At 58.2% G+C, this 24,497-nt stretch carries 18 protein-coding genes; 14 read left to right on the top strand and 4 right to left on the bottom strand.

Features of this window, described 5'->3' with window-relative positions; all coding sequences use genetic code 11:
- The first annotated feature begins 1 nt into the window (after window position 1).
- The 5 genes from hscA to sseB all read left to right on the top strand — a co-directional run bounded on the left by hscA (window position 2) and on the right by sseB (window position 4,656).
- A complete protein-coding gene (gene hscA, locus ABFV38_RS16390; protein WP_348957593.1) occupies window positions 2–1,852 on the top strand; it encodes a Fe-S protein assembly chaperone HscA in 1,851 nt (616 codons plus the stop codon).
- A gap of 1 nt (window position 1,853) precedes the next feature.
- Entirely contained in the window at window positions 1,854–2,189 is a 336-nt protein-coding gene (gene fdx, locus ABFV38_RS16385) for an ISC system 2Fe-2S type ferredoxin (RefSeq protein ID WP_003860652.1), read from the top strand.
- 1 nt (window position 2,190) lies between these two features.
- Window positions 2,191–2,391 carry a Fe-S cluster assembly protein IscX gene (iscX, locus tag ABFV38_RS16380; protein WP_003860650.1) on the top strand — a complete coding sequence of 67 codons (201 nt, stop codon included), beginning with the start codon at window positions 2,191–2,193 and terminating at the stop codon, window positions 2,389–2,391.
- 60 nt (window positions 2,392–2,451) lie between these two features.
- Entirely contained in the window at window positions 2,452–3,738 is a 1,287-nt protein-coding gene (gene pepB, locus ABFV38_RS16375) for an aminopeptidase PepB (RefSeq protein ID WP_348957592.1), read from the top strand.
- Window positions 3,739–3,879: 141 nt separating this feature from the next.
- Entirely contained in the window at window positions 3,880–4,656 is a 777-nt protein-coding gene (gene sseB / locus ABFV38_RS16370; protein WP_032648693.1) for an enhanced serine sensitivity protein SseB, read from the top strand.
- A 17-nt stretch (window positions 4,657–4,673) separates the two neighbouring features.
- Here the strand turns inward: sseB and ABFV38_RS16365 are convergent, their stop codons facing one another.
- The 4 genes from ABFV38_RS16365 to ABFV38_RS16350 form a co-directional block, all read right to left on the bottom strand.
- Window positions 4,674–5,444: a MurR/RpiR family transcriptional regulator gene (locus tag ABFV38_RS16365; RefSeq protein WP_348957591.1), complete on the bottom strand. Its 771-nt coding sequence runs from the start codon at window positions 5,442–5,444 to the stop codon at window positions 4,674–4,676.
- Window positions 5,444–6,289, bottom strand: a complete 846-nt coding sequence (sseA, locus tag ABFV38_RS16360) for a 3-mercaptopyruvate sulfurtransferase (RefSeq protein WP_348957590.1) — start codon at window positions 6,287–6,289, stop codon at window positions 5,444–5,446. The genes ABFV38_RS16365 and sseA overlap by 1 nt, the downstream gene beginning before the upstream one ends.
- Window positions 6,290–6,379: 90 nt before the next feature.
- Window positions 6,380–7,747, bottom strand: a complete 1,368-nt coding sequence (locus ABFV38_RS16355) for a 6-phospho-alpha-glucosidase (protein ID WP_348957589.1) — start codon at window positions 7,745–7,747, stop codon at window positions 6,380–6,382.
- Between the two features lie 12 nt (window positions 7,748–7,759).
- Complete coding sequence (locus ABFV38_RS16350) at window positions 7,760–9,304, bottom strand: PTS transporter subunit EIIC (protein WP_342821805.1); 1,545 nt, start codon at window positions 9,302–9,304, stop codon at window positions 7,760–7,762.
- Window positions 9,305–9,592: 288 nt separating this feature from the next.
- Here ABFV38_RS16350 and ABFV38_RS16345 point away from each other — a divergent pair, with 288 nt between their 5' ends.
- The 9 genes from ABFV38_RS16345 (at window position 9,593) to bamB (ending at window position 24,428) form a co-directional block, all read left to right on the top strand.
- Window positions 9,593–14,545: an alpha-2-macroglobulin gene (locus ABFV38_RS16345; protein ID WP_348957588.1), complete on the top strand. Its 4,953-nt coding sequence runs from the start codon at window positions 9,593–9,595 to the stop codon at window positions 14,543–14,545.
- Between the two features lies 1 nt (window position 14,546).
- Window positions 14,547–16,871: a peptidoglycan glycosyltransferase PbpC gene (gene pbpC / locus ABFV38_RS16340; protein ID WP_348957587.1), complete on the top strand. Its 2,325-nt coding sequence runs from the start codon at window positions 14,547–14,549 to the stop codon at window positions 16,869–16,871.
- Between the two features lie 156 nt (window positions 16,872–17,027).
- On the top strand, window positions 17,028–17,459 hold the full coding sequence (ndk, locus tag ABFV38_RS16335) for a nucleoside-diphosphate kinase (RefSeq protein WP_003860625.1): 432 nt from the start codon (window positions 17,028–17,030) through the stop codon (window positions 17,457–17,459).
- A gap of 169 nt (window positions 17,460–17,628) precedes the next feature.
- A complete protein-coding gene (locus tag ABFV38_RS16330; RefSeq protein WP_014171168.1) occupies window positions 17,629–18,795 on the top strand; it encodes a bifunctional tRNA (adenosine(37)-C2)-methyltransferase TrmG/ribosomal RNA large subunit methyltransferase RlmN in 1,167 nt (388 codons plus the stop codon).
- Between the two features lie 293 nt (window positions 18,796–19,088).
- Window positions 19,089–20,105 carry a cytoskeleton protein RodZ gene (rodZ, locus tag ABFV38_RS16325; RefSeq protein WP_235404606.1) on the top strand — a complete coding sequence of 339 codons (1,017 nt, stop codon included), beginning with the start codon at window positions 19,089–19,091 and terminating at the stop codon, window positions 20,103–20,105.
- Window positions 20,106–20,131: 26 nt separating this feature from the next.
- Window positions 20,132–21,250 (top strand): flavodoxin-dependent (E)-4-hydroxy-3-methylbut-2-enyl-diphosphate synthase, encoded by a 1,119-nt coding sequence (ispG, locus tag ABFV38_RS16320; protein ID WP_008502138.1) that lies wholly within the window; start codon window positions 20,132–20,134, stop codon window positions 21,248–21,250.
- 80 nt (window positions 21,251–21,330) lie between these two features.
- Complete coding sequence (gene hisS, locus ABFV38_RS16315; RefSeq protein WP_032622984.1) at window positions 21,331–22,605, top strand: histidine--tRNA ligase; 1,275 nt, start codon at window positions 21,331–21,333, stop codon at window positions 22,603–22,605.
- Between the two features lie 13 nt (window positions 22,606–22,618).
- Window positions 22,619–23,239, top strand: a complete 621-nt coding sequence (locus ABFV38_RS16310) for a YfgM family protein (protein WP_008502136.1) — start codon at window positions 22,619–22,621, stop codon at window positions 23,237–23,239.
- 10 nt (window positions 23,240–23,249) lie between these two features.
- Window positions 23,250–24,428 (top strand): outer membrane protein assembly factor BamB, encoded by a 1,179-nt coding sequence (gene bamB / locus ABFV38_RS16305; protein WP_008502135.1) that lies wholly within the window; start codon window positions 23,250–23,252, stop codon window positions 24,426–24,428.
- Window positions 24,429–24,497: the final 69 nt, after the last annotated feature.

The following is a 24,497-nucleotide window of genomic DNA, read 5'->3' as shown; positions in this document are numbered from 1 at the left end:
TATGGCCTTATTACAAATTAGTGAGCCTGGCTTAAGTGCCGCACCGCACCAGCGTCGTCTGGCGGTGGGTATTGATCTGGGCACCACCAATTCCCTCGTGGCGACCGTGCGCAGCGGCCAGGCGGAAACGCTGGCTGACGAGCAGGGGCGCCATCTGCTGCCTTCCGTGGTCCACTACCAGCAGCAGGGTCACGCGGTAGGCTATGACGCCCGCGCTAATGCCGCGCGCGATCCGGCGAATACCATCAGCTCCGTCAAGCGCATGATGGGCCGCTCGCTGGCCGATATTCAGACCCGCTATCCGCATCTGCCGTATCAACTGCAGGCAAGTGAAAACGGCCTGCCGATGATTGCGACCGCGGCCGGTCTGCTGAACCCGATTCGTGTTTCTGCTGACATCCTCAAAGCGCTGGCTGAGCGCGCTACGGCAACGCTCGGTGGCGATCTGGACGGCGTGGTGATTACCGTTCCTGCCTACTTTGACGATGCACAGCGTCAGGGCACCAAAGACGCCGCGCGTCTGGCGGGCCTGCATGTGCTGCGTCTGCTGAACGAACCGACGGCGGCTGCGATTGCCTACGGCCTCGATTCCGGTCAGGAAGGGGTGATCGCGGTTTATGATCTTGGCGGCGGGACGTTTGATATTTCTATCCTGCGCCTGAGCCGCGGGGTGTTTGAAGTGCTGGCGACCGGCGGGGATTCCGCGCTGGGCGGTGATGACTTCGACCATCTGCTGGCGGACTACATCCGCGAGCAGGCGGGCATCAGCGATCGCAGCGATGCGCGCGTACAGCGTGAACTGCTGGATGCGGCCATCGACGCCAAAATCGCCCTGAGCGATGCGCAGACGGTTACCGTCAATGTTGCGGGCTGGCAGGGTGAGATCTCTCGCGATCAGTTCAGCGATCTGATTGCCCCGCTGGTGAAACGCACCTTACAGGCCTGCCGTCGCGCATTGAAAGATGCGGGCGTTGAGGCGAACGAGGTGCTGGAAGTGGTCATGGTGGGCGGTTCGACCCGCGTGCCGCTGGTGCGCGAGCGCGTGGGCGAATTCTTTGGCCGCACGCCGCTGACCTCCATCGACCCGGACAAAGTGGTTGCCGTGGGCGCCGCAATCCAGGCCGATATTCTGGTCGGCAACAAGCCGGACAGCGAAATGCTGCTGCTGGACGTCATCCCGCTGTCGCTGGGCTTAGAAACCATGGGCGGCCTGGTGGAGAAAGTGATCCCGCGTAACACTACCATTCCGGTGGCGCGCGCGCAGGAGTTCACCACCTTTAAAGACGGCCAGACCGCGATGTCCATCCACGTGATGCAGGGCGAACGCGAGCTGGTGCAGGACTGCCGTTCTCTGGCGCGCTTTGCGCTGCGCGGTATCCCGGCGCTGCCTGCGGGCGGGGCGCATATTCGCGTCACCTTCCAGGTGGATGCCGACGGCCTGCTGAGCGTAACGGCGATGGAAAAATCCACCGGCGTGGAATCGTCCATCCAGGTGAAGCCGTCCTACGGCCTGACCGATGGCGAAATCGCCTCCATGATTCAGGACTCAATGAGCTACGCCGAGCAGGATGTGAAGGCGCGTATGCTGGCGGAACAAAAAGTGGAAGCCGCACGCGTGCTGGAGAGCCTGAACGGCGCGCTCGCTGCCGACGCCGCGCTGTTAAGCGCCGCTGAGCGTCAGGTGATTGACGAAGCCGCCGCGCGCTTAAGCGCCGTGGCCGAAGGTAATGACGCTGACGCAATAGAAGAAGCCATTAAAAACGTTGATAAACAAACCCAGGACTTTGCTGCTCGCCGCATGGACAAATCTGTCCGCGTCGCGCTGAAAGGCCAGTCCGTGGACGAGGTTTAATATGCCAAAGATTGTAATTTTGCCTCATGCGGACCTCTGTCCGGATGGCGCTGTTCTGGAAGCGAAGACCGGTGAAACCATTCTCGATGTTGCCCTGCGTGCAGGTATCGAAGTGGAACACGCCTGTGAAAAATCCTGTGCCTGCACCACCTGCCACTGCATCGTGCGTGAAGGTTTTGACTCTCTCGCCGAGAGCACCGAAGACGAAGACGACATGCTGGATAAAGCATGGGGTCTGGAGCCAGACAGCCGCTTAAGCTGCCAGGCTGCGGTGACCGATGAAGATCTGGTCGTGGAGTTCCCACGCTATACCATCAACCACGCACGCGAGCATTAATATGGGACTTAAGTGGACAGACAGCCGTGAAATCGGCGAAGCGCTCTACGACGCGAACCCGGATCTCGATCCGAAGACCGTACGATTCACCGATATGCATCAGTGGATCTGCGATCTGGAGGATTTCGACGACGATCCAAACGCATCCAATGAAAAAATTCTGGAGGCGATTCTGTTAGTCTGGTTAGATGAAGCAGAATAAATAACAAAACGGGCTGCCTTCAGGCGGCCCGTTTGCTAGTTGCTAATAAGGAAAAATAAAATGACCGAAGCGATGAAGATTACGCTCTCTACGCAGCCCGCCGACGCGCGCTGGGGCGAGAAAGCCAGCTACAGCATCAACAACGACGGTATTACCCTGCACCTGACGGGCAACGATGATTTGGGCCTGATCCAGCGCGCCGCGCGTAAAATTGACGGTCTGGGCATCAAGCATGTCTCACTGGAAGGCGAAGGCTGGGACACCGACCGCAGCTGGGCGTTCTGGGCGGGTTACAAAGGGCCGAAAGGCACCCGCAAAATTGAGTGGGCGAACCTCGACGAAGCCGGTCAGAAAGAGCTGGAAAGCCGTCTGCAAATCATCGACTGGGTACGCGACACCATTAACGCTCCGGCGGAAGAGTTAGGCCCTGAGCAGCTGGCGCAGCGCGCCGTTGACCTGCTGTGTGGCGTGGCGGGCGACAAGATGTCCTACCGCATCACCAAGGGTGAAGACCTGCGCGAGCAGAACTACATGGGTATCCACACCGTGGGTCGTGGTTCTGAGCGTCCACCGGTGCTGCTGGCGCTGGACTACAACCCAACCGGCGATAAAGACGCCCCTGTCTTTGCCTGCCTGGTAGGTAAAGGCATCACCTTCGACACCGGCGGCTACAGCCTGAAGCAGAGCGCGTTCATGGACTCAATGAAGTCCGACATGGGCGGCGCGGCCACCATCACCGGTGCGCTGGCGTTTGCCATCACCCGCGGTCTGAAAAAGCGCGTGAAGCTGTACCTGTGCTGCGCGGACAACATGGTCAGCGGTAACGCCTTCAAGCTGGGCGACATCATTCACTACCGTAACGGCAAAAACGTTGAGGTGATGAACACTGACGCCGAAGGCCGTCTGGTGCTGGCCGATGGCCTGATCGACGCTTCTGCCCAGAAGCCTGAGCTGATCATCGACATGGCGACTCTGACCGGTGCGGCGAAAACCGCGCTGGGTAACGACTACCACGCGCTGTTCAGCTTTGACGACAAGCTGGCCGCACGCCTGCTGGCCAGCGCTGCGGCGGAAAACGAACCGTTCTGGCGTCTGCCGCTGGCCGAGTTCCACCGTAGCCAGTTGCCGTCCAACTTTGCCGAGCTGAACAACACCGCAAGCGCGGCGTACCCGGCGGGGGCAAGCACCGCAGCAGGGTTCCTGTCTCACTTTGTTGAGAACTACCACGAGGGCTGGCTGCACATTGACTGCTCTGCAACGTACCGCAAAGCGGCGGTTGAGCAGTGGTCCGCGGGCGCGACCGGTCTGGGCGTGCGTACCGTAGCGAATCTGCTGACGGCTGAGTAATCTTTTTTGCCGGGTGGCGCTACGCTTACGCGCGCCTTCGGATTCATCATATTGCCCGGCGGCGCTGCGCTTGCACGGGCCTACGGTTTTGTAGGCCGGGTAAGCGAAGCGCCACCCGGCATTTTTTGAAGTAGCCAAACTATGTCAGATACCAAAAACGAATTAGAAACCCTGCTGGAGCAGGCGGCGACCGAGCCCGCCCACCGTCCGGCATTTTTCCGCACGCTGCTGGAGTCCACCGTCTGGGTACCAGGTACCGCCGCGGAAGGTGAGCAGGTCGTGGAAGACAGCGCGCTGGATCTGCTGCACTGGGAGAAAGACGACGGCACGTCGGTGATTCCGTTCTTCACCTCGCTGGAAGCGCTGCAGGAAGCGGTTGAAGACGAACAGGCGTTCGTGGTGATGCCAGTGCGTACCCTGTTTGAAATGACGCTCGGCCAGACGCTGTTCCTCAACGCCAAGTTGCCGACCGGGAAAGAGTTTACGCCGCGTGAAATCAGCCACCTGATTGGCGAAGAGGGCAACCCGCTCAGCACGCAGGAAGTGCTGGAAGGGGGCGAAACGCTGCTGCTCTCTGAAGTGGCTGAACCACCCGCGCAGATGATCGATTCCCTGACTACGCTTTTCAAAACGCTCAAGCCGGTCAGGCGCGCGTTTCTCTGCTCCATTAAAGAGCGCGCGGACGAAAAGCCGGTGCTGCTGATCGGTATTGAAGCCGATGGCGATTTCGACGAGATCGTTCAGGCGGCGGGCAGCGTGGCGACCGACACGCTACCGGGCGATGAACCAATTGATATCTGTCAGGTGAAAAACGGTGAGAAGGGCATCAGCCACTTTATTACCGAGCACATCACGCCGTTCTATGAGCGTCGTTGGGGGGGCTTCCTGCGCGATCTCAAAACCAACCGCATCATCTGATTTCAGCGGGGTGAATGTCACCCCGTTGCTTCCAGCAGCAGTAAATCCATCAGCAGCACCAGATTCGACTCAAACGACGTCACCCCTGCGGCTTCGGCAGCGAAGTGTACCGCTTCGTCATAGAGCGCAAAGTGCACGTCGGCCATCTCCGCCAGCGTGTTGGCCGAGGCGCGGGTAAACGCGACGATGGTCATGCCGACATTTTTGGCTATCCGCGCTTTATCCAGCACCTGTTCCGTTTCGCCGCTGCGTGAGACGGCAATAAACACCTGATAGCGGGCGGCATTGCTGAGAAAAATGTTCCGGCTGTCGCCCGGTCCGGAGATAAACGCCGTTTTGCCCAGCACCTGCAGCTTCTTGGTCAGGTACTCCGCAAACAGATAAGAGAACCCGGCCCCGTAGAGAAAGAAACTCTCTTTCTGGCGCAGCAGGTTAGCAAACTGCTGGCGTTTGTCCTGGGTGACCCACTGAAAGGTGTGCTGATAGTTGGCGATAAACTGATTAAACAGCGCCGGGAGCTCAGGGGGCGATTGCCCCTGAACGGCAATGTGCGGCGTGTCGGAGAGCAACTGCTTGCAGTGCCAGATAAACTCGCTAAAGCCGCTGAACCCCAGCTTCTGGCACAGCCGCATGATGGTGGCGGTAGAAACGAATGTCGCCTGCGCCAGCTCGCGAACCGTAATATTGCCCACCAGCAGCGGATGCTCCGTGAGGTGGGCGAGGACGCGATACTCCGCGCGGGTCAATGACGCTCCGCGCGTTAACAGCGTGGCCAGGCGGTTATCCATTATTTCGCGGGTTCGACAGGCAGATCGTCTCGCGCACCCCATTCGCTCCAGGCGCCGTCGTAGAGCGTGACGTCGCTTACGCCGAGCGTGGCGAGCGCCAGAATGACCACGCAGGCCGTTACGCCGGAACCGCAGCTGGCAATCACTGGACGATGCAAATCGACCCCTGCCCGGTCAAAAATGGCGCGCAGTTCGTCGGTAGTTTTCAGCTCGCCCTCAAATACCAGATCGCCCCACGGCACGTTTAGCGCGCCCGGAATATGTCCGCGCTTCAGACCCGGACGCGGTTCATCCGCTTCGGCATTGAAGCGAGGAGCAGGGCGGGCATCGACGATTTGCGCCGTTTTTTCATGGCTCACGACCAGCATGTCGGTCAGGCGTTTTACCACGTGGGTGTCAAAGGTCGCGTCGAATTCACCTTCCGGCAGCGTGACGTCACCTTGCTGAAGCGGCAGCTCGTCGCGCTTCCAGCCCGCCAGCCCGCCGGCAAGAATCGAGACTTTTTCCACGCCGAAGTTTTTCAGCATCCACCACGCGCGCGGCGCGGAGAAGAGGTTACCTTCATCATAGACAACGAGGTGTTTGTCTTTGCTGATGCCCAGCTCGCGCATCGCCACGGAAAACGCTTCCGGGCGCGGCAGCATGTGCGGCAGGGGAGAGGTGTGATCGGAGAGGGCTTCAATATCAAAAAATACCGCACCCGGCAGATGCCCGGCACGGTATTCACCGGGCACGTCACGATGCTCTTGTCCCGGAGGGGCCATACGCGCGTCGATAATCTGAACTTCCGGATCGTCGCCGTGCTCAATCAGCCAGTCGGCAGCGACAAAATATGAGGTGGACATGAGTTGCCTCCATTCTTTTCCGTAAAAAAGGATTGTCGGTGTTTTTTCTGACACCGACAAGCAAACCACGTTCAACTCGCGAGCAAGCCCCTATTTTTTCACCGGTTCGCCGTCCTGCCAGGCTTTTTGCAGCGCTGGCCAGTAGTCGCGGTTGGCCTCAATCATCTCATCCAGAATGGCTTTTGCATGTTCCATGGTCGGCACGGTGCGGTTGAGGGTAAACGCCTGCAAGGCTTTCTCATAGCTGCCTTCGATAGTCGCCTCCACCAGCAGCTGTTCAGATGCGAGCTGCTGTTGCAAAAGCGTCTGATGGAACAGCGGCACCTGACCAATACGGATCGGTTCTGGGCCCTCGGAGGTGATATAAGCGGGAACTTCCACCACCGCATCGTACGGCAGGTTGGTGATCGCCCCGCGGTTTTCCACCATCACCAGATGGCGGCTTCGCAGGTTAAAGGCCAGCGAGCAGGCCACATCGACGATAAACTCGCCGTGGACGCCCACATGGAAGGCATCCGGTAAAATTCCGGTGCGTTGATATTCTTCAGCGGCGGCGAACAGCTTTTTCTCGCGCCCGTCCATCACTTCATTCGCGCGGGTATAGTCCGGGTTCTGGTGCGCCACAATCTGGTTCGGCATCAGGTAATACTGCAGATACGGGTTCGGCAGATACTCGGGGAAATTGTCCATGATCGGCTTGATGTTGCGCCAGGTTTTCACCCAGGAGGGGTCAGAATGCTGCGGATCGGTTTTAGCCGCATCTTCCGTCAGCAGGCCAAACTTAGCGATATGCTTACGCAGCGCCGGGAGCTTGTCTTCGCCGTCCACCAGCACGCGGGTAAACCAGCCGAAGTGGTTCAGGCCGAAGTAGTCCACTTCCAGCTTGCGGCGATCGACACCCAGAATCGCCCCCATATTGCGCATGGCGGCCACCGGCATATCGCAGATGTTCAGCACCCGCGCATTTGGCCGCAGACGGCGCACGCCCTCCGCGACGATCGCCGCCGGGTTGGAGTAGTTCACGATCCAGGCTTTTTCATGCGCGTAGCGATCCACCAGATCGATAAGCTTCACCATCGGCAGGATCGTGCGCAGGCCGTACGCCAGGCCACCGGGTCCGCACGTTTCCTGGCCCACCACGCTGTGACGCAGCGGGATCTTCTCATCCTGCTCGCGCATCTTATACTGACCGACACGCATCTGGGCAAAGACGAAATGGGCGCCGCTGAAGGCCACTTCCGGGTCGCTGGTGACGGTAAATTTGATATGCTGACTGTGGTCGCGAATGACCTTCTCGACGACCGGCGCAATGGTGTTCTGACGCGCCTCGTCGATATCGTACAGGCGAATTTCGGCCAGCGGGAAATCCTGCAGGCGCACCATCAGGCTTTTCACAATGCCCGGTGTGTAGGTGCTGCCGCCGCCGGCAATCGACAGAATGAATGGGGGTGTAAACATCTTTAGCTCCTTTCAGAGAAACGTCTCAACGGCTTCTCGCATTTTTTTGACATGCAGCCCATAGACCACCTGAACGTTGTTACCTTGTTTGATAATCCCTTTCGCGCCGGTCGCCTTCAGACGCGGCTCGTCGATAATGGCGACGTCCTTTACCGTTACGCGTAAGCGGGTGTAGCAGTTGTCCACCACTTCAATATTTTCCCGGCCGCCCAGCCCCACCACGATGGACTCGCCCAGACCGTCGTTATTGCCCTTCGCCTGGTACTCCTGCTTGCTGTAGAGGCGCGTCTCCTGGTCCTCATCTTCACGACCCGGCGTTTTCATGTTGAAGCGCAGGATCAGGAAGCGGAACACCACGAAGTAGAGGGCGAACATGATCAGCCCGACCAGGATGTACATCGGCCAGTTGGACTTGGTCGTGCCGAGCGGCAGGTTGTAGAGGATGAAGTCGATAATCCCGTTGGCGCCGATGGCGTGAACGCCCAGCAGGGAGAACAGCATCATGCCGATGCCGGTCAGCACCGCGTGCACCACGAACAGCAGCGGGGCGACGAACAGGAAGGAGAATTCAATCGGCTCGGTGACGCCGACCAGCAGCGAGGTCAGCGCCGCCGGGATCAGAATCGCTTTCGCCGCCGCTTTACGCTCTGGCCTGGCGGTCATATACATCGCCAGCGCCGCGGCGGGCAGGCCAAACATCTTGCTGATGCCGCGGGCGTCCCACACCACCGTGCTGCTGAGCTGCTTCACGTCCGGGCAGGCCATCTCGGCGAAGTAGATATTGCGCGCGCCCTGATACACCGTGCCGCAGACCTCCTGCGTGCCCCCGAGTTCGGTATAGAGGAACGGGGTATAGACCAGATGGTGCAGGCCAGTGGGGACCAGAATGCGTTCCAGGAAGCCGTAGATGGCCACGCCAAACGGTCCGGAGCCTTTGATGGCCAGCGCCAGGGCGCTAATACCGTGCTGGGCAAACGGCCACAGTTCGCTCATCACCACGCCGAGCACCATGGAGACCGGAAGCATTACAATGGCGACAAAACAGTGGCCGGAGTAAATCGCCATCGCACCGTTAAACTGTACGCCGGAATATTTATTGTACAGGTATCCCGACAGCGCCCCGGTCAGGATCCCGGCGAAAACGCCCATCTCCAGCACCTGGACGCCCAGCACCATGGTCTGCCCGGCCGCCTTCATTTCGGCTGCAGGCGCCAGCGCGCCCTGCAGCTGCAGCGTGACGTTCATGGCGTTGATGAATACGACAAAGGTGACCAGCCCAATCAGCGCGGCATAGCCTTTATCGCGCGTCGCCAGACCAATCGGAATACCAACGGCAAACACCAGCGCCAGGTTCACCAGCACCGACACGGCCGATTTCGCGATAAGCTGACCAAGATGCTGAATCAGCGGATGGCCAAGAAAGGGCAGGTATTCAGCGAGATTACCGTTACCCAGCACGTTACCAAAGGCGATAAACAGACCGACGATCGGTAAGATAAGCACCGGTCCGTACAATGATTTTCCGAAATTTTGTAGGGCGTTCACGGCTCGTTTCATGGCTTTCTCTCTTATTGAACCGCGCACTCGGGGTGCGTCATGGTTATAAAACTAGCAGCCTTCAGGGACGCTTATCCAGCTATCCTCTTGTTTTAAAAACAAATGACGTGAAAGGTAACATGTGACGTTTGGGGCTGTGATCGCGGTTCCATCACGGCGTAGCGGCGTGTTGCCATTCTGCGAGGCGCTTTCCAGATTCTAAAATTGGACTTTTTGAATTAATGAAACTTGCGGATAATACTTATCCGGACGACGACCAACAGGCCCCCTCAGGGCCAGGGACAAAGGATGAAACCGTTTCGCTTAGCCGCGCTCTCTCTTGCGCTGCTTACCACGTTTACGCTTGTCGGCTGTGATAACAGCGACGATAAATCTCAGGCTGCGGCTCCCGCGGCATCCACCGCATCCACACCGAAAGCCGCGGAAAAGCCAAATGCTGAAACGCTGGCTAAGCTCGCCGCCCAGAGTCAGGGAAAAGCGCTGACCCTGCTGGATGCCTCTGAAGTTCAGCTCGACGGTGCCGCCACGCTGGTGCTGACATTCTCGGTTCCGCTGAATCCCGATCAGGATTTCGCGAAAACCGTGCATGTCGTGGACAAAAAAAGCGGCAAAGTTGACGGGGCGTGGGAACTTGCGCCTAACCTGAAAGAGCTTCGCCTGCGCCATCTGGAGCCCAACCGCAACCTGGTCGTCACCGTTGAACGGGGCCTGCAGGCGCTGAACAAGGCGACGTTCGGCATTGATTATGAGAAAGCCCTGACCACCCGGGACGTTGAACCCACCGTCGGTTTTGCCAGCCGCGGCTCGCTGCTGCCGGGTAAGGTGGTGGAAGGGTTGCCGGTAATGGCGCTCAACGTCAACAATGTTGACGTCAACTTCTACCGCGTGAAGCCGGAATCGCTGGCTTCCCTTGTCAGCCAGTGGGAGTACCGTAACTCGCTGACCAACTGGGAATCCGACAACCTGCTGAAGATGGCGGAGCTGGTTTACACCGGTCGATTCGATCTTAATCCGGCGCGCAACACGCGCGAAAAATTACTGTTGCCCCTGAAGGATATTAAACCGCTCCAGCAGTCTGGCGTTTATATCGCGGTCATGAACCAGGCCGGGCACTACAACTACAGTAACGCCGCGACGCTCTTTACCTTAAGCGATATTGGCCTGTCCGCTCACCGTTATCATAATCGCCTGGACATCTTCACCCAGAGTCTGGAGAACGGTGCGGCGCAGTCCGGCGTCACCGTCACCCTGCTGAATGATAAAGGGCAGACGCTTGCCGAAGCGAAAAGCGACAGCGATGGCCACGCAAAGCTTGAGACCGACAAAGAGGCCGCGCTGATCCTGGCCAGTAAAGACGGTCAGACCACGCTGCTTGACCTCAAGCTACCGGCTCTTGATCTGGCGGAGTTTGATATCGCAGGGAGTCCGGGCTACAGCAAGCAGTTCTTTATGTTTGGCCCACGCGATCTCTACCGCCCGGGCGAAACGGTGATCCTCAACGGCCTGCTGCGCGACAGTGACGGTAAGCCACTTCCCGATCAACCCGTGAAGCTTGACGTGCTGCGTCCGGATGGACAGGTCGCGCGTACCATCGTCGTCAAGCCGGAGAACGGTCTCTATCGCTTTAACTATCCGCTGGACAGCGGGGCGCAGACCGGCATGTGGCATATCCGCGCCAACACGGGCGATAACCTGCAGCGTCTGTGGGACTTCCACGTTGAAGACTTCATGCCAGAGCGTATGGCGCTCAACCTGAGCGGACAAAAAGAGCCGGTTTCACCGCAGGATAACGTTGACTTTAATGTGGTCGGCTATTACCTGTATGGCGCTCCGGCCAACGGTAACTCTCTGCAGGGCCAGCTCTTCCTGCGTCCGCTGCGTGACGCGGTGGCCGCGCTGCCGGGCTTCCAGTTTGGTGATATCGCCGAAGAGAACCTGAGCCGCAGCCTGGATGAAGTGCAGCTTACGCTGGACGAGCAGGGACGTGGGCAGGTTACTACCGAAAGCCAGTGGAAAGAGGTGCACTCTCCGCTGCAGCTGATTCTGCAGGCCAGCCTGCTGGAGTCGGGCGGTCGTCCGGTGACGCGTCGTGCTGAGCAGGCTATCTGGCCGGCGGCTGAGCTGCCGGGTATTCGCCCTCAGTTCGCCAGTAAAGCCGTTTACGACTACCGCACCGATACGACCGTCAACCAGCCGATTGTTGATGAGAACGGCAACGCCAGCTTCGACATCGTGTATGCCGATGCCAGCGGCGCGAAAAAGGCCGTTTCCGGGTTACAGGTTCGTCTGATTCGCGAGCGTCGGGACTACTTCTGGAACTGGTCTGAGAGCGAAGGCTGGCAGTCTCAGTTCGATCAGAAAGACCTGGTCGAAGGCGAGCAGGAGCTGACACTTAAGGCCGATGAAACGGGTAAAGTCACCTTCCCGGTGGAGTGGGGCTCTTATCGTCTGGAGGTGAAAGCGCCTGATGAGATGGTCAGCAGCGTGCGCTTCTGGGCGGGGTACAGCTGGCAGGATAACAGCGACGGCACCGGCGCTGCACGCCCTGACCGTGTGACCTTGAAACTGGATAAGCCAGCCTATCAGCCAGGCGACACCATCAACCTGCACATTGCCGCGCCAGCCGCAGGCAAGGGCTATGCGATGATCGAGTCCAGCGAAGGGCCGCTGTGGTGGAAAGAGATCGACGTACCGGCAAACGGACTGGATCTCGCTATCCCGGTCGACAAGGCCTGGAAGCGTCACGACCTCTACCTGAGTACGCTGGTGGTACGTCCCGGAGATAAATCCAAATCCGCCACGCCGAAACGCGCGGTCGGCCTGCTGCATCTGCCGATGGGTGACGAAAATCGCCGCCTGAATATTGCGCTCGATAACCCGCAGAAAATGCGTCCAAACCAGACGCTCTCGGTGAAGGTGAAAGCCAGCGTCAAAGAGGGGGCCGTGCCGCAGAAGGTGAACGTCCTGGTATCGGCGGTGGACAGCGGCGTGCTGAATATTACCGATTACGTCACGCCGGATCCGTGGCAGGCTTTCTTTGGTCAGAAGCGTTACGGCGCGGATATCTACGATATATACGGCCAGGTCATTGAAGGGCAGGGCCGTCTGGCCGCGCTGCGCTTTGGTGGCGATGGGGATGAACTGAAGCGCGGCGGCAAACCGCCGGTGAACCACGTCACCATCATTGCCCAGCAGGCACAGCCGGTTACGCTGGATGCCAACGGGGAAGGCACAATTACATTGCCGATTGGAGACTTCAACGGTGAGCTGCGTCTGATGGCGCAGGCCTGGACGGAAGAGGATTTCGGCAGCAGCGAAAGCAAGATTATCGTGGCCGCGCCGGTCATTACCGAGCTGAATACCCCGCGCTTCCTGGCAAGCGGAGATACCTCGCGGCTGACGCTGGATATCACTAACCTGACCGACCAGCCGCAAACGCTGAATATCGCTCTGAACGCGACAGGCAAACTGGCGCTGGAAGGCGCGCAGCCTCAGCCGGTTCAGCTGCCACCGGGGGCGCGCAGCACGCTGTTTATTCCGGTACGCGCGCTGGACGGTTATGGTGACGGTGAAGTGACCGCGCAGGTGACCGGCCTGCAGCTTCCGGGCGAGACCTTCGCCCCGCAGCAGAAGAGCTGGAAAATCGGCGTGCGTCCGGCGTTCCCGGCGCAGACGGTCAATACCGGTGCCATGCTGAACCCTGGCGAATCGTGGACCGCACCGGCGCAGCACAGCAACGGTTTCTCTCCTGCCACCCTGCAGGGGCAACTGCTGTTGAGCGGCAAACCACCGCTCAACCTGGCGCGCTATATTCGCGAACTGCAGGCCTATCCGTATGGCTGTCTGGAGCAGACCACCAGCGGTCTGTTCCCGTCGCTCTACACCAACGCGGCGCAGCTTACGGCGCTTGGCATCAAAGGTGATACGGACGATAAACGCCGTGCCGCCATTGATATCGGTATTTCCCGTCTGCTGCAGATGCAGCGTGAAGACGGCGGGTTCGCGCTGTGGGATAAAAACGGTCCGGAAGAGTACTGGCTGACGGCCTACGTGACCGACTTCCTGGTCCGTGCGGGCGAGCAGGGCTACAGCGTGCCTGCCGATGCGGTGAATAATGCCAATAGCCGGTTGCTGCGCTACCTGCAGGACCCGGGCATGATGTCTATTCGCTACAGCGACGATACGCAGGCCAGCAAGTTCGCCGTGCAGGCCTATGCCGCGCTGGTGCTGGCACGTCAGCAAAAAGCGCCGTTGGGCGCGCTGCGTGAAATCTGGGATCGTCACGCTCAGGCGGCGTCCGGCCTGCCGCTGATGCAGCTGGGCATGGCGCTCAAGCTGATGGGCGATGCCCCGCGCAGCCAGCAGGCGCTGGATCTGGCGCTCAAAACGCCGCGCAACGACAGCAAAACCTGGATGGCCGATTACGGCAGCCAGCTTCGCGATAATGCGCTGATGCTCTCTCTTCTGGAGGAGTACAAGCTGCTGCCGGATGCGCAAAATACGCTGCTGAATGCCCTGTCTGAGCAGGCCTTCAGCCAGCGCTGGTTGTCCACTCAGGAGAGCAATGCGCTGTTCCTGGCCGGTCGTTCGCTGCAAACCTTGTCGGGTGCGTGGCAGGCGAAAACCTCCCTGTCAGATTCCGCATCAGGTGGCGATAAAGCGCAGGTACAAAACGTGAGCGGCGACCAGCTTGGCGCGCTGCAGGTGACCAATACCGGCACTTCACCGCTGTGGGTACGCCTTGATAGCACCGGTTATCCTGACTATGCTCCTCAGCCGAGCTCGAACGTGCTGCAGGTTGAACGCCATATTCTGGCAACGGACGGCAGCACGAAATCGCTCTCTTCGCTGAAGAGCGGCGAGCTGGTGCTGGTATGGCTGGAAGTCAAAGCCAGCCAGAACGTGCCGGACGCGCTGGTGGTGGATCTCCTCCCTGCGGGTCTGGAGCTGGAAAACCAGAACCTGGCAAGCAGCAGCGCCAGCCTGCAGGACAGCGGTAGCGAAGTGCAGAACCTGCTCAGCCAGATGCAGCAGGCGGACATTCAGCATATGGAATTCCGCGACGACCGCTTTGTGGCGGCCGTGCCAGTAAATGAAGGTCAGCCGGTTACGCTGGTTTATCTGGCGCGCGCCGTGACGCCGGGAACCTACCAGGTGCCGGTTCCGATGGTCGAGTCTATGTATGTGCCGCAGTGGCGGGCAACGGGTGCGGCCAGTGGCCCGCTGATTGTTGTTCCGTAATATGCGAATGGCACGTTTGACACGCTCCCGCTGGCTGTGGCTGGCGGGAGCGCTTCTCGTTTTATGGGGGCTGATTGTCGCCGCCGACCGCCTGTGGCCGTTGCCGCTGAAAGAGGTTAACCCTGCCCGGGTGGTGGTGGATGAGAAGGGCACGCCGCTCTGGCGTTTTGCCGATAGCGACGGGATCTGGCGCTATCCGGTGACGATCGAAGAGGTCTCTCCCCGTTATCTTGAGGCGCTGATCCAGTACGAAGATCGCTGGTTCTGGGATCACCCCGGCGTAAACCCGCTTTCTGTCCTGCGCGCCGCCTGGCAGGATCTCAGTTCCGGGAAAGTCATCTCTGGCGGAAGCACGCTCACCATGCAGGTCGCGCGACTGCTGGACCCGCATCCGCGCACCTTCGGCGGTAAAATTCGCCAGCTCTGGCGTGCCATGCAGCTGGAGTGGCATCTTTCCAAACGCGAAATCCTCACGCTCTATCTCAATCGCGCCCCATTTGGCGGTACGCTGCAGGGCGTGGGAGCGGCAAGCTGGACGTATCTGGGCAAGCCGCCGTCGCAGCTCAGCTATTCCGACGCGGCGCTGCTGGCGGTGCTGCCGCAGGCACCGAGTCGTTTACGTCCGGATCGCTGGCCTGAACGGGCCGAAGCGGCGCGCAATAAAGTGCTCGACCGCATGGCGACGCAGGGCGTCTGGTCCGCAAAGCAGGTCAAAGAGTCCCGTGAAGAATCAGTATGGCTGGCGCCCCGGCAGATGCCGCAGCTGGCGCCGCTCTTTGCTCGGATGATGCTCGGCAAAAGTCGCGACACGAAAATTGTCACCACGCTGGATGCCGGACTGCAGCGGCAGCTGGAAGAGCTGGCGATGAACTGGAAATCCCGCCTGCCGGCACGCAGCTCGCTGGCGATGATCGTGGTCGATCATACCGATATGAAAGTGCGCGGCTGGGTGGGATCGGTGGATATCAACGATGACACGCGTTTTAGCCATGTGGATATGGTCAATGCGATCCGATCGCCGGGATCGGTGTTAAAACCCTTTATCTACGGCATGGCGCTGGATGATGGCCTGATCCATCCCGCCTCGCTGCTTCAGGACGTTCCCAGAAAAACCGGTGATTATCGGCCCGGGAATTTTGACAGCGGGTTTCATGGACCGGTCAGCATGAGTGAAGCGCTGGTACGCTCCCTCAACCTGCCTGCCGTTCAGGTGCTGGAAGCCTACGGACCAAAACGATTTGCCGGGATGCTGAGCAACGCAGGCTTGCCGCTGATCCTGCCTGCGGGGGCGCAGCCGAATCTGTCTCTGATCCTCGGTGGGGCAGGCGCGCGGCTGGCAGATATTGCTGCGGCCTACAGTGCTTTTGCCCGACACGGTAAGGCGGGTAGGCTGCGCCTGCAGCCGGGCGATCCGCTGACTGAACGTCCGCTGTTATCACCGGGCTCGGCGTGGATTATTCGCCGTATTCTGGCCAATGAAGCGCAGCCGCTGCCGGATAATGCGCTACCGCAGGTTGCGCCACTGGCGTGGAAAACCGGTACCAGCTACGGCTACCGTGATGCCTGGGCCATCGGTCTGAATGCCCGTTATGTGATAGGCATCTGGACCGGACGACCGGACGGCACGCCCGTGGCAGGACAGTTTGGGTTTGCCAGCGCGGTTCCGCTATTAAACCAGGTCAATAACCTGCTTCAGTCGCGCTCAACGGTAGACGAAGCCCGCCTGCCGCGCGATCCGCGTCCGGCAAGCGTCGGGCGGGGCGTGATCTGCTGGCCGGGCGGCCAGTCGCTACCGGAAGGCAGCGAAAACTGTCGACGTCGCCTGTCGACCTGGCTGCTGGAAGGGAGTGAACCGCCCACGCTACTCCTGCCCGAACAGGAGGGCATACGCGGGATCCGTTTCCCGGTCTGGCTGGATAAAACCGGCAAACGCGTGGCCGCAGATTGCCCGGAAGCTACTGAAAAAGTCCTGGATGTATGGCCGCTGCCGCTGGAGCCGTGGCTGCCTGCAACCGAGCGTCGTGCGGTACGGATTCCGCCTTCATCAAGAATCTGTCCTCCACTCTCGCAGGACGCACCTGCGCCACTCATTCTGACCGGCGTGCGTGAAGGGGCCGTTATTAAACGTCTGCCGGGGGAATCCCGCGTTTCGCTGCCGCTTCAGGCGACCGGCAACAGCGGTGAGCGCTGGTGGTTTTTGAACGGTGAACCGCTGAGTGTGAAAGGAAGCGTTTACACATTACAGCTTGATAAGTCGGGCGATTATCAGTTACTCGTTATGGATGAGACCGGGCAGGTCGCGACGGTGAATTTTACGCTTCAGTGACCTGAAAACAGCTTTCTGATGTGAGCTGTTGCTAAAACTCGTCTTATTTTAAAAAAATGTTACCTGAATCCATAGGCAATGGCGCCATTGCTCATTATAATCCGCGCCACACCATACTCAGGTATGCAAAACAACAGAACATTGACAGAGGTTATCATGGCTATTGAACGTACTTTTTCCATCATCAAACCAAACGCGGTGGCAAAAAACGTTATTGGCAGCATCTTCGCTCGCTTTGAATCTGCAGGGTTCAAAATTGTTGGTACCAAAATGCTGCACCTGACCGTTGAGCAGGCTCGCGGCTTCTACGCTGAGCACGAAGGTCGCCCATTCTTTGACGGCCTGGTGGAGTTCATGACCTCCGGTCCAATCGTGGTATCCGTACTGGAAGGTGAAAACGCCGTACAGCGTCACCGCGACCTGCTGGGTGCAACCAACCCGGACAACGCGCTGGCAGGAACTCTGCGCGCTGACTACGCTGACAGCTTCACCGAGAACGGCACCCACGGTTCTGACTCTGTTGAATCTGCTGCACGCGAAATCGCTTTCTTCTTCGCAGAAGGCGAAGTGTGTCCACGTACCCGTTAATTTAACGGTTTCGTTTACACATTATTTTCGTAAATGCCGCGTCCAGACGTGGCATCCCTGCGCCAGACTTTGTACAATGCAACGCCCCGGACGAGCAGACCGCTTTCCGGGGCGTTTCTATTCAACCCTCCATGGGCCATAACGTGTAACAACGAGGCCGGTAAATATTATGTCTGAATTAGTGAATACCTCCGAAGTCGCCATTCCTGCGGTTCCCAATAAAAATGGAAAAATCAACCTGCTGGATCTGAACCGTCAGCAGATGCGCGAGTTCTTTAAAGAGATGGGCGAAAAGCCGTTTCGTGCCGATCAGGTCATGAAGTGGATGTACCATTACTGCAGCGACAATTTTGATGACATGACTGACATCAACAAGGTCCTGCGCAATAAGCTCAAAGAAGTGGCTGAAATCCGTGCACCGGAAGTGGTGGAAGAGCAGCGCTCCGCGGATGGCACCATCAAATGGGCGATTGCGGTCGGCGATCAGCGCGTTGAAACCGTCTACATCCCGGAAGAAGACCGCGCGACGCTGTGCGTCTCCTCCCAGGTTGGCTGTGCGCTGGAGTGCAAATTCTGCTCAACCGCGCAGCAAGGCTTTAACCGTAACCTGCGTGTTTCAGAAATTATCGGCCAGGTCTGGCGTGCCGCGAAAATCGTGGGCGCGGCAAAAGTAACCGGCACGCGCCCTATCACCAACGTGGTGATGATGGGGATGGGTGAACCGCTGCTGAACCTGACCAACGTCGTTCCGGCGATGGAAATCATGCTGGATGACTTTGGCTTTGGCCTGTCCAAGCGTCGCGTCACGCTGTCGACCTCAGGCGTTGTGCCTGCGCTGGACAAGCTCGGCGACATGATTGACGTCGCGCTGGCGATCTCCCTGCACGCACCAAACGATGAAATTCGTGACGAAATTGTGCCGATCAACAAAAAGTACAATATCGAAACCTTCCTCGCCGCCGTACGTCGCTACCTGGAGAAATCCAACGCCAACCAGGGCCGCGTGACCATCGAGTATGTGATGCTGGACCACGTCAATGACGGCACCGAACATGCGCATCAGCTGGCTGAACTGCTGAAAGATACGCCGTGCAAAATCAACCTGATCCCATGGAACCCGTTCCCGGGCGCGCCGTATGGCCGTAGCTCGAACAGCCGTATCGACCGTTTTTCCAAGGTGTTGATGGAGTATGGTTTCACCACCATCGTGCGTAAAACGCGTGGTGATGATATTGATGCCGCATGTGGACAGCTGGCTGGTGATGTCATTGACCGTACCAAGCGCACCCTGCGTAAACGCATGCAGGGCGAGACGATCGCGGTTAAAGCTGTTTGATTATTATGCACTCGCGGCGCATTATCTGCGCCGTGAGACATAACCTTACTGAATAATCAGTCAGATTCGTGAAGACTGATCAATAATTACGGTGCGTTTCATCCGACTTTCGGGCAGTATGTAACGACGTAACAACAGTTTAGCCGTACGGGCAGGGCTGTACTGTCATCTCCGGGCTGACAGTCTTATACTCTCTGTTCAAGGTTAACTGACCAGAAGTTTCGCGGTGCGGGTGGCATTGTGACTCACCGGCGCCTGAACCCTTATTTTTCACGTACCAGTAGTTGTAGCGAATGAATACTGAAGCCACTCACGACCAACATGAAGCACTCTCCACTGGCGTTCGTCTTCGCAACGCCCGTGAACAACTCGGACTCAGCCAGCAAGCCGTTGCGGAACGCTTGTGCCTGAAGGTTTCCACGGTTCGCGATATTGAAGAAGATAAGGCGCCTGCCGATCTGGCTTCAACGTTCTTGCGCGGTTATATCCGCTCTTACGCAAAACTGGTTCACATCCCCGAAAACGAATTACTGCCAATGATGGAGAAGCAGGCACCGGTCCGTGCAGCAAAAGTTGCGCCGATGCAGACCTTCTCCCTGGGGAAACGTCGTAAAAAACGTGATGGCTGGCTGATGAGCTTTACCTGGCTGGTGCTGTTTGTGGTGATCGGTCTGACCGGTGCATGGTGGTGGCAAAACCACAAGGCGCAGCAGGAAGAGATCACCACCATGGCTGATCAATCCTCCGCCGAACTCAACCAGGCCGGAAATGATAACGCCCAGAGCGTGCCGCTGAATACCGACGGTGCGGCGTCCTCCAGCGAGCCACAGACCGCAGCGCCAGACGCATCGGCGACTGGTGCAGCACAGGCCCCGGCAGCAACGGCTAACACCGCTGCGCCGCAGGCTCAGGATCAAAACGCGGTGGTTGCCCCTTCTCAGGCAAATGTTGATACGGCGGCGAACGCGCCTGCAGCTACTCAGCCTGCAGACAATACCGCAGCGTCTCTGCCAACCAGCCCGGCGGGTACGGCGACCGCAGCAGCCGACCCTAATGCGCTGGTAATGAACTTCAGCGCCGACTGCTGGCTGGAAGTCACTGACGCGACAGGTAAAAAACTGTTCAGCGGCCTGCAGCGCAAAGATGGCACGTTAAACCTAACAGGCCAGGCTCCCTATAAACTTAAAATCGGCGCTCCGGCAGCGGTACAGATCCAGTATCAAGGAAAACCTGTCGACCTGAGCCGCTTTATCAGAACTAACCAGGTTGCACGTCTTACCGTTAATGCCGAACAATCAGCAGCACAGTAACAGACGGGCAACGCGGGAGATTTTTCATGCATAACCAGGCTCCGATTCAACGTAGAAAATCGAAACGGATTTACGTTGGGAATGTGCCAATCGGCGATGGGGCACCTATCGCCGTTCAGTCGATGACCAACACGCGCACCACCGATGTGGAAGCGACGGTCAATCAAATCAAAGCATTAGAACGTGTAGGCGCGGATATTGTTCGCGTCTCCGTCCCGACCATGGATGCCGCTGAGGCGTTCAAACTGATCAAACAGCAGGTCAGCGTTCCGCTGGTGGCGGATATTCACTTCGACTACCGCATCGCACTGAAAGTGGCCGAATACGGCGTCGATTGTCTGCGTATTAACCCGGGCAACATCGGTAACGAAGAGCGTATCCGCATGGTCGTGGACTGCGCCCGCGATAAAAATATTCCTATCCGTATCGGCGTTAACGCCGGTTCGCTGGAAAAAGATCTGCAGGAAAAATACGGTGAGCCGACGCCACAGGCGCTGCTCGAATCCGCGATGCGTCATGTCGATCATCTCGATCGTCTCAACTTCGATCAGTTCAAAGTCAGCGTAAAAGCCTCCGACGTGTTCCTGGCCGTAGAATCTTATCGCCTGCTGGCAAAGCAGATCGATCAGCCTCTGCACCTCGGGATCACCGAAGCGGGCGGCCTGCGCAGCGGCTCGGTAAAATCCGCGATCGGTCTGGGGCTGCTGCTCTCTGAAGGGATCGGTGACACCCTGCGCGTCTCGCTGGCGGCCGATCCGGTCGAAGAGATCAAGGTCGGTTTCGATATCCTGAAGTCGCTGCGTATTCGCGCGCGTGGGATCAACTTCATTGCCTGCCCAACCTGTTCGCGTCAGGAGTTTGATGTGATCGGGACGGTGAATGCCCTGGAGCAACGTCTGGAAGACATTATCACCCCGATGGACGTCTCTATCATCGGCTGCGTGGTAAACGGTCCGGGTGAAGCACTGGTGTCAACCCTGGGCGTGACCGGCGGTAACAAGAAAAGTGGTCTCTATGAAGATGGCGTTCGTAAAGATCGTCTGGATAATAGCGACATGATCGACCAGCTTGAAGCCCGCATCCGCGCGAAAGCCGCCATGATGGACGAGACACAGCGTATCAACGTTCAGCAGGTTGAAAAATAACGTGATGGGAAGCCGCGAGCTTCCCATGTATGATTGAACCCATTCTTTGGGTTTTTTTTGTATATAGAAAGAGAATAAACGTGGCAAAAAACATTCAAGCCATCCGCGGCATGAACGATTATCTGCCTGGCGAAACCGCCATCTGGCAGCGCATTGAAGGCACGCTGAAGCAGGTGCTCGGCAGCTACGGTTACAGCGAAATCCGTTTGCCGATTGTAGAGCAGACCCCGTTATTCAAACGCGCGATTGGTGAAGTCACCGACGTGGTTGAAAAAGAGATGTACACCTTTGAGGACCGCAACGGCGACAGCCTGACCCTGCGTCCGGAAGGGACGGCGGGCTGCGTACGCGCCGGCATCGAACATGGTCTTCTGTACAATCAGGAGCAGCGCCTGTGGTATATCGGCCCGATGTTCCGCCACGAACGTCCTCAGAAAGGGCGTTATCGCCAGTTCAATCAGCTGGGTGTGGAAGTCTTTGGCCTGCAGGGCCCGGACATCGACGCTGAACTGATTATGCTGACCGCCCGCTGGTGGCGTGCGCTCGGTATTGCCGATCACGTTTCCCTCGAGCTGAACTCTATCGGTTCTCTGGAAGCGCGCGCTAACTACCGCGATGCGCTGGTGGCGTTCCTGGAACAGCATAAAGAGAAGCTGGACGAAGACTGCAAACGTCGCATGTACAGCAACCCGCTGCGCGTTCTGGATTCCAAAAACGCAGATGTTCAGGCACTGCTGAACGATGCGCCTGCGCTGGGTGATTATCTGGATGAAGAATCTCGCGAACACTTCGCGGGCCTGTGTAAGCTGCTTGAAGCGGCTGGCATCGCCTACACCGTAAACCAGCGCCTGGTACGCGGTCTGGACTACTACAACCGTACCGTGTTTGAGTGGGTGACCACGAGCCTCGGCTCTCAGGGCACCGTGTGCGCGGGCGGTCGTTATGACGGTCTGGTTGAGCAACTTGGCGGTCGCGCAGCACCTGCTGTAGGCTTCGCGATGGGTCTTGAGCGACTTGTTTTGCTGGTTCAGGCAGTTAATCCGGAATTTAAAGCAGATTCCGTTGTCGATATATACCTGGTGGCCTCAGGCGCGGAAACGCAGTCTGCGGCAATGCAGCTTGCCGAACGCGTGCGCGATGCGCTGCCGGGCGTTAAGCTGATGACCAACCATGGCGGCGGCAACTTCAAAAAACAGTTTGCTCGTGCCGATAAGTGGGGCGCAAGTATCGCACTGGTGCTGGGTGAGTCCGAAGTGGCCAACGGCGAAGTGGTGGTGAAAGACCTGCGCTCTGGTGAGCAGACAACGGTAACGCAGGACGGCGTTGCGGCGCACTTGCGCACTCTATTGGGCTAAGGAGAAGGACTGCGTGGAAATTTACGAGAACGAACACGATCAGGTCGACGCGATTAAACGCTTCTTTGCTGAAAACGGCAAAGCGCTGGTTGTTGGGGTTATTTTAGGTGTCGGTGCGCTGGTAGGCTGGCGTTACTGGAACAATCATCAGGCGGATTCCGCGCGCGGCGCGTCTCTGTCCTATGAAAATACCGTGAGCGCAATTCGTGCCGATCAGCCGCAAACGCTGACGGCGGCAGAAAAATTTGCGGCTGACAACAAAAACACCTACGGTGCACTGGCTGCGCTGGAAGTGGCTCAGCAGTACGTTGATAAGAACGAACTGGATAAAGCCGTAGCACAGCTGTCTCAGGGCCTTGCTGCCGCCAGTGATGAAAACCTGAAAGCGGTGATCAATCTGCGCCTGGCACGTATTCAGGTTCAGCAGAAGAAAGCTGACGATGCGCTGAAAACGCTCGATACCATCAAAGGCGAAGGCTTTGCTGCCATCGTTGCCGATCTGCGCGGTGAAGCACTACTGAGCAAAGGTGACAAAGCGGGCGCGCGTAAAGCGTGGCAAGCTGGCGTAGAGAGCAATGCTTCACCTGCGCTGAGCGAAATGATGCAGATGAAAATAAATAATTTGTCCGTCTGAGAGGGACCCGATGCAATTGCGTAAATTACTTCTGCCAGGACTGCTTTCTGTTACGTTATTGAGTGGTTGTTCACTGTTCAGTGGCGAAGAAGACGTTGTGAAAATGTCCCCACTGCCGACGGTTGAAAACCAGTTTACCCCATCCACCGCGTGGGATGTCTCCGTAGGCAATGGGATTGGTGATTTCTATTCCAACCTTCATCCAGCGTATGCAGACAGCGTTGTCTATGCGGCTGACCGCAAAGGTACCGTGAAAGCGGTGAACGCGGATGACGGAAAAGAAGTGTGGTCCGTTAACCTGGCGGAAAAAGACGGCTGGTTCTCCCGTAAGCCGGCACTGCTGTCTGGCGGTCTGACCGTTGCCGGTGGCCACGTCTACGTGGGCAGCGAAAAAGCGCAGGTTTATGCCCTGAACAGCAGCGACGGCTCCATTGCCTGGCAAACAACCGTGGCGGGTGAATCCCTGTCGCGTCCGGTAGTGAGCGACGGCCTGGTGCTGATTCATACCAGCAACGGCCAGCTGCAGGCGCTGAACGAAGCGGACGGCCTGGTGAAATGGACCGTTAACCTGGATATGCCTGCTCTCTCTCTGCGCGGCGAATCTGCCCCGGCTACCGCATTTGGTGCTGCCATTGTGGGCGGTGACAACGGTCGCGTGAGCGCCGTGCTGATGCAGCAGGGCCAGATGATCTGGCAGCAGCGTATCTCTCAGGCCACAGGCTCAACGGAAATTGACCGTCTGAGCGATGTGGACACAACACCGGTTATCGTTAACGGTGTGGTTTACGCGCTGGCCTACAACGGCAACCTGACCGCGCTGGATCTGCGCAGCGGCCAGATCATGTGGAAACGTGAGCTGGGCTCGGTAAATGATTTCATCGTTGAGGGTAACCGCATCTATATGGTTGACCAGAACGACCGTCTGCTGGCCCTGAGTACCGAAGGCGGCGTGACGCTGTGGACGCAAAGCGACCTGCTGCACCGTCTGCTGACTGCGCCAGCGCTGTACAACGGTAGCCTGGTTGTGGGCGACAGCGAAGGGTATATGCACTGGATCGATCCGGATAACGGCCGCTTTGTTGCGCAACAAAAAGTCGACAGCTCCGGTTTCCTGACCGACCCGGTTGTGGCCGACGGCAAACTGCTGATTCAGGCAAAAGACGGCACGCTGTACGCGATCACGCGTTAATTACCCGGCGGTTGTAGTATACTAAACGGCTCCTGTTCACTCAGGAGCCGTTTTGACATTTTTAAAAAC

Source organism: Enterobacter cloacae complex sp. Mu1197, from assembly GCF_040059225.1.
GTDB lineage: Bacteria > Pseudomonadota > Gammaproteobacteria > Enterobacterales > Enterobacteriaceae > Enterobacter > Enterobacter quasiroggenkampii.
This window is presented reverse-complemented; position numbering and strand designations above follow the sequence as displayed.

Coding starts and splice junctions, on each gene's coding strand:
- bamB (WP_008502135.1), top strand. CDS start 23,250: ATGCAATTGCGTAAATTACTTCTGCCAGGACTGCTTTCTGTTACGTTA.
- ABFV38_RS16330 (WP_014171168.1), top strand. CDS start 17,629: ATGTCTGAATTAGTGAATACCTCCGAAGTCGCCATTCCTGCGGTTCCC.
- iscX (WP_003860650.1), top strand. CDS start 2,191: ATGGGACTTAAGTGGACAGACAGCCGTGAAATCGGCGAAGCGCTCTAC.
- ABFV38_RS16345 (WP_348957588.1), top strand. CDS start 9,593: ATGAAACCGTTTCGCTTAGCCGCGCTCTCTCTTGCGCTGCTTACCACG.
- ispG (WP_008502138.1), top strand. CDS start 20,132: ATGCATAACCAGGCTCCGATTCAACGTAGAAAATCGAAACGGATTTAC.
- pepB (WP_348957592.1), top strand. CDS start 2,452: ATGACCGAAGCGATGAAGATTACGCTCTCTACGCAGCCCGCCGACGCG.
- fdx (WP_003860652.1), top strand. CDS start 1,854: ATGCCAAAGATTGTAATTTTGCCTCATGCGGACCTCTGTCCGGATGGC.
- sseB (WP_032648693.1), top strand. CDS start 3,880: ATGTCAGATACCAAAAACGAATTAGAAACCCTGCTGGAGCAGGCGGCG.
- ABFV38_RS16355 (WP_348957589.1), bottom strand. CDS start 7,747: ATGTTTACACCCCCATTCATTCTGTCGATTGCCGGCGGCGGCAGCACC.
- ABFV38_RS16365 (WP_348957591.1), bottom strand. CDS start 5,444: ATGGATAACCGCCTGGCCACGCTGTTAACGCGCGGAGCGTCATTGACC.
- sseA (WP_348957590.1), bottom strand. CDS start 6,289: ATGTCCACCTCATATTTTGTCGCTGCCGACTGGCTGATTGAGCACGGC.
- rodZ (WP_235404606.1), top strand. CDS start 19,089: ATGAATACTGAAGCCACTCACGACCAACATGAAGCACTCTCCACTGGC.
- pbpC (WP_348957587.1), top strand. CDS start 14,547: ATGCGAATGGCACGTTTGACACGCTCCCGCTGGCTGTGGCTGGCGGGA.
- hscA (WP_348957593.1), top strand. CDS start 2: ATGGCCTTATTACAAATTAGTGAGCCTGGCTTAAGTGCCGCACCGCAC.
- ndk (WP_003860625.1), top strand. CDS start 17,028: ATGGCTATTGAACGTACTTTTTCCATCATCAAACCAAACGCGGTGGCA.
- ABFV38_RS16350 (WP_342821805.1), bottom strand. CDS start 9,304: ATGAAACGAGCCGTGAACGCCCTACAAAATTTCGGAAAATCATTGTAC.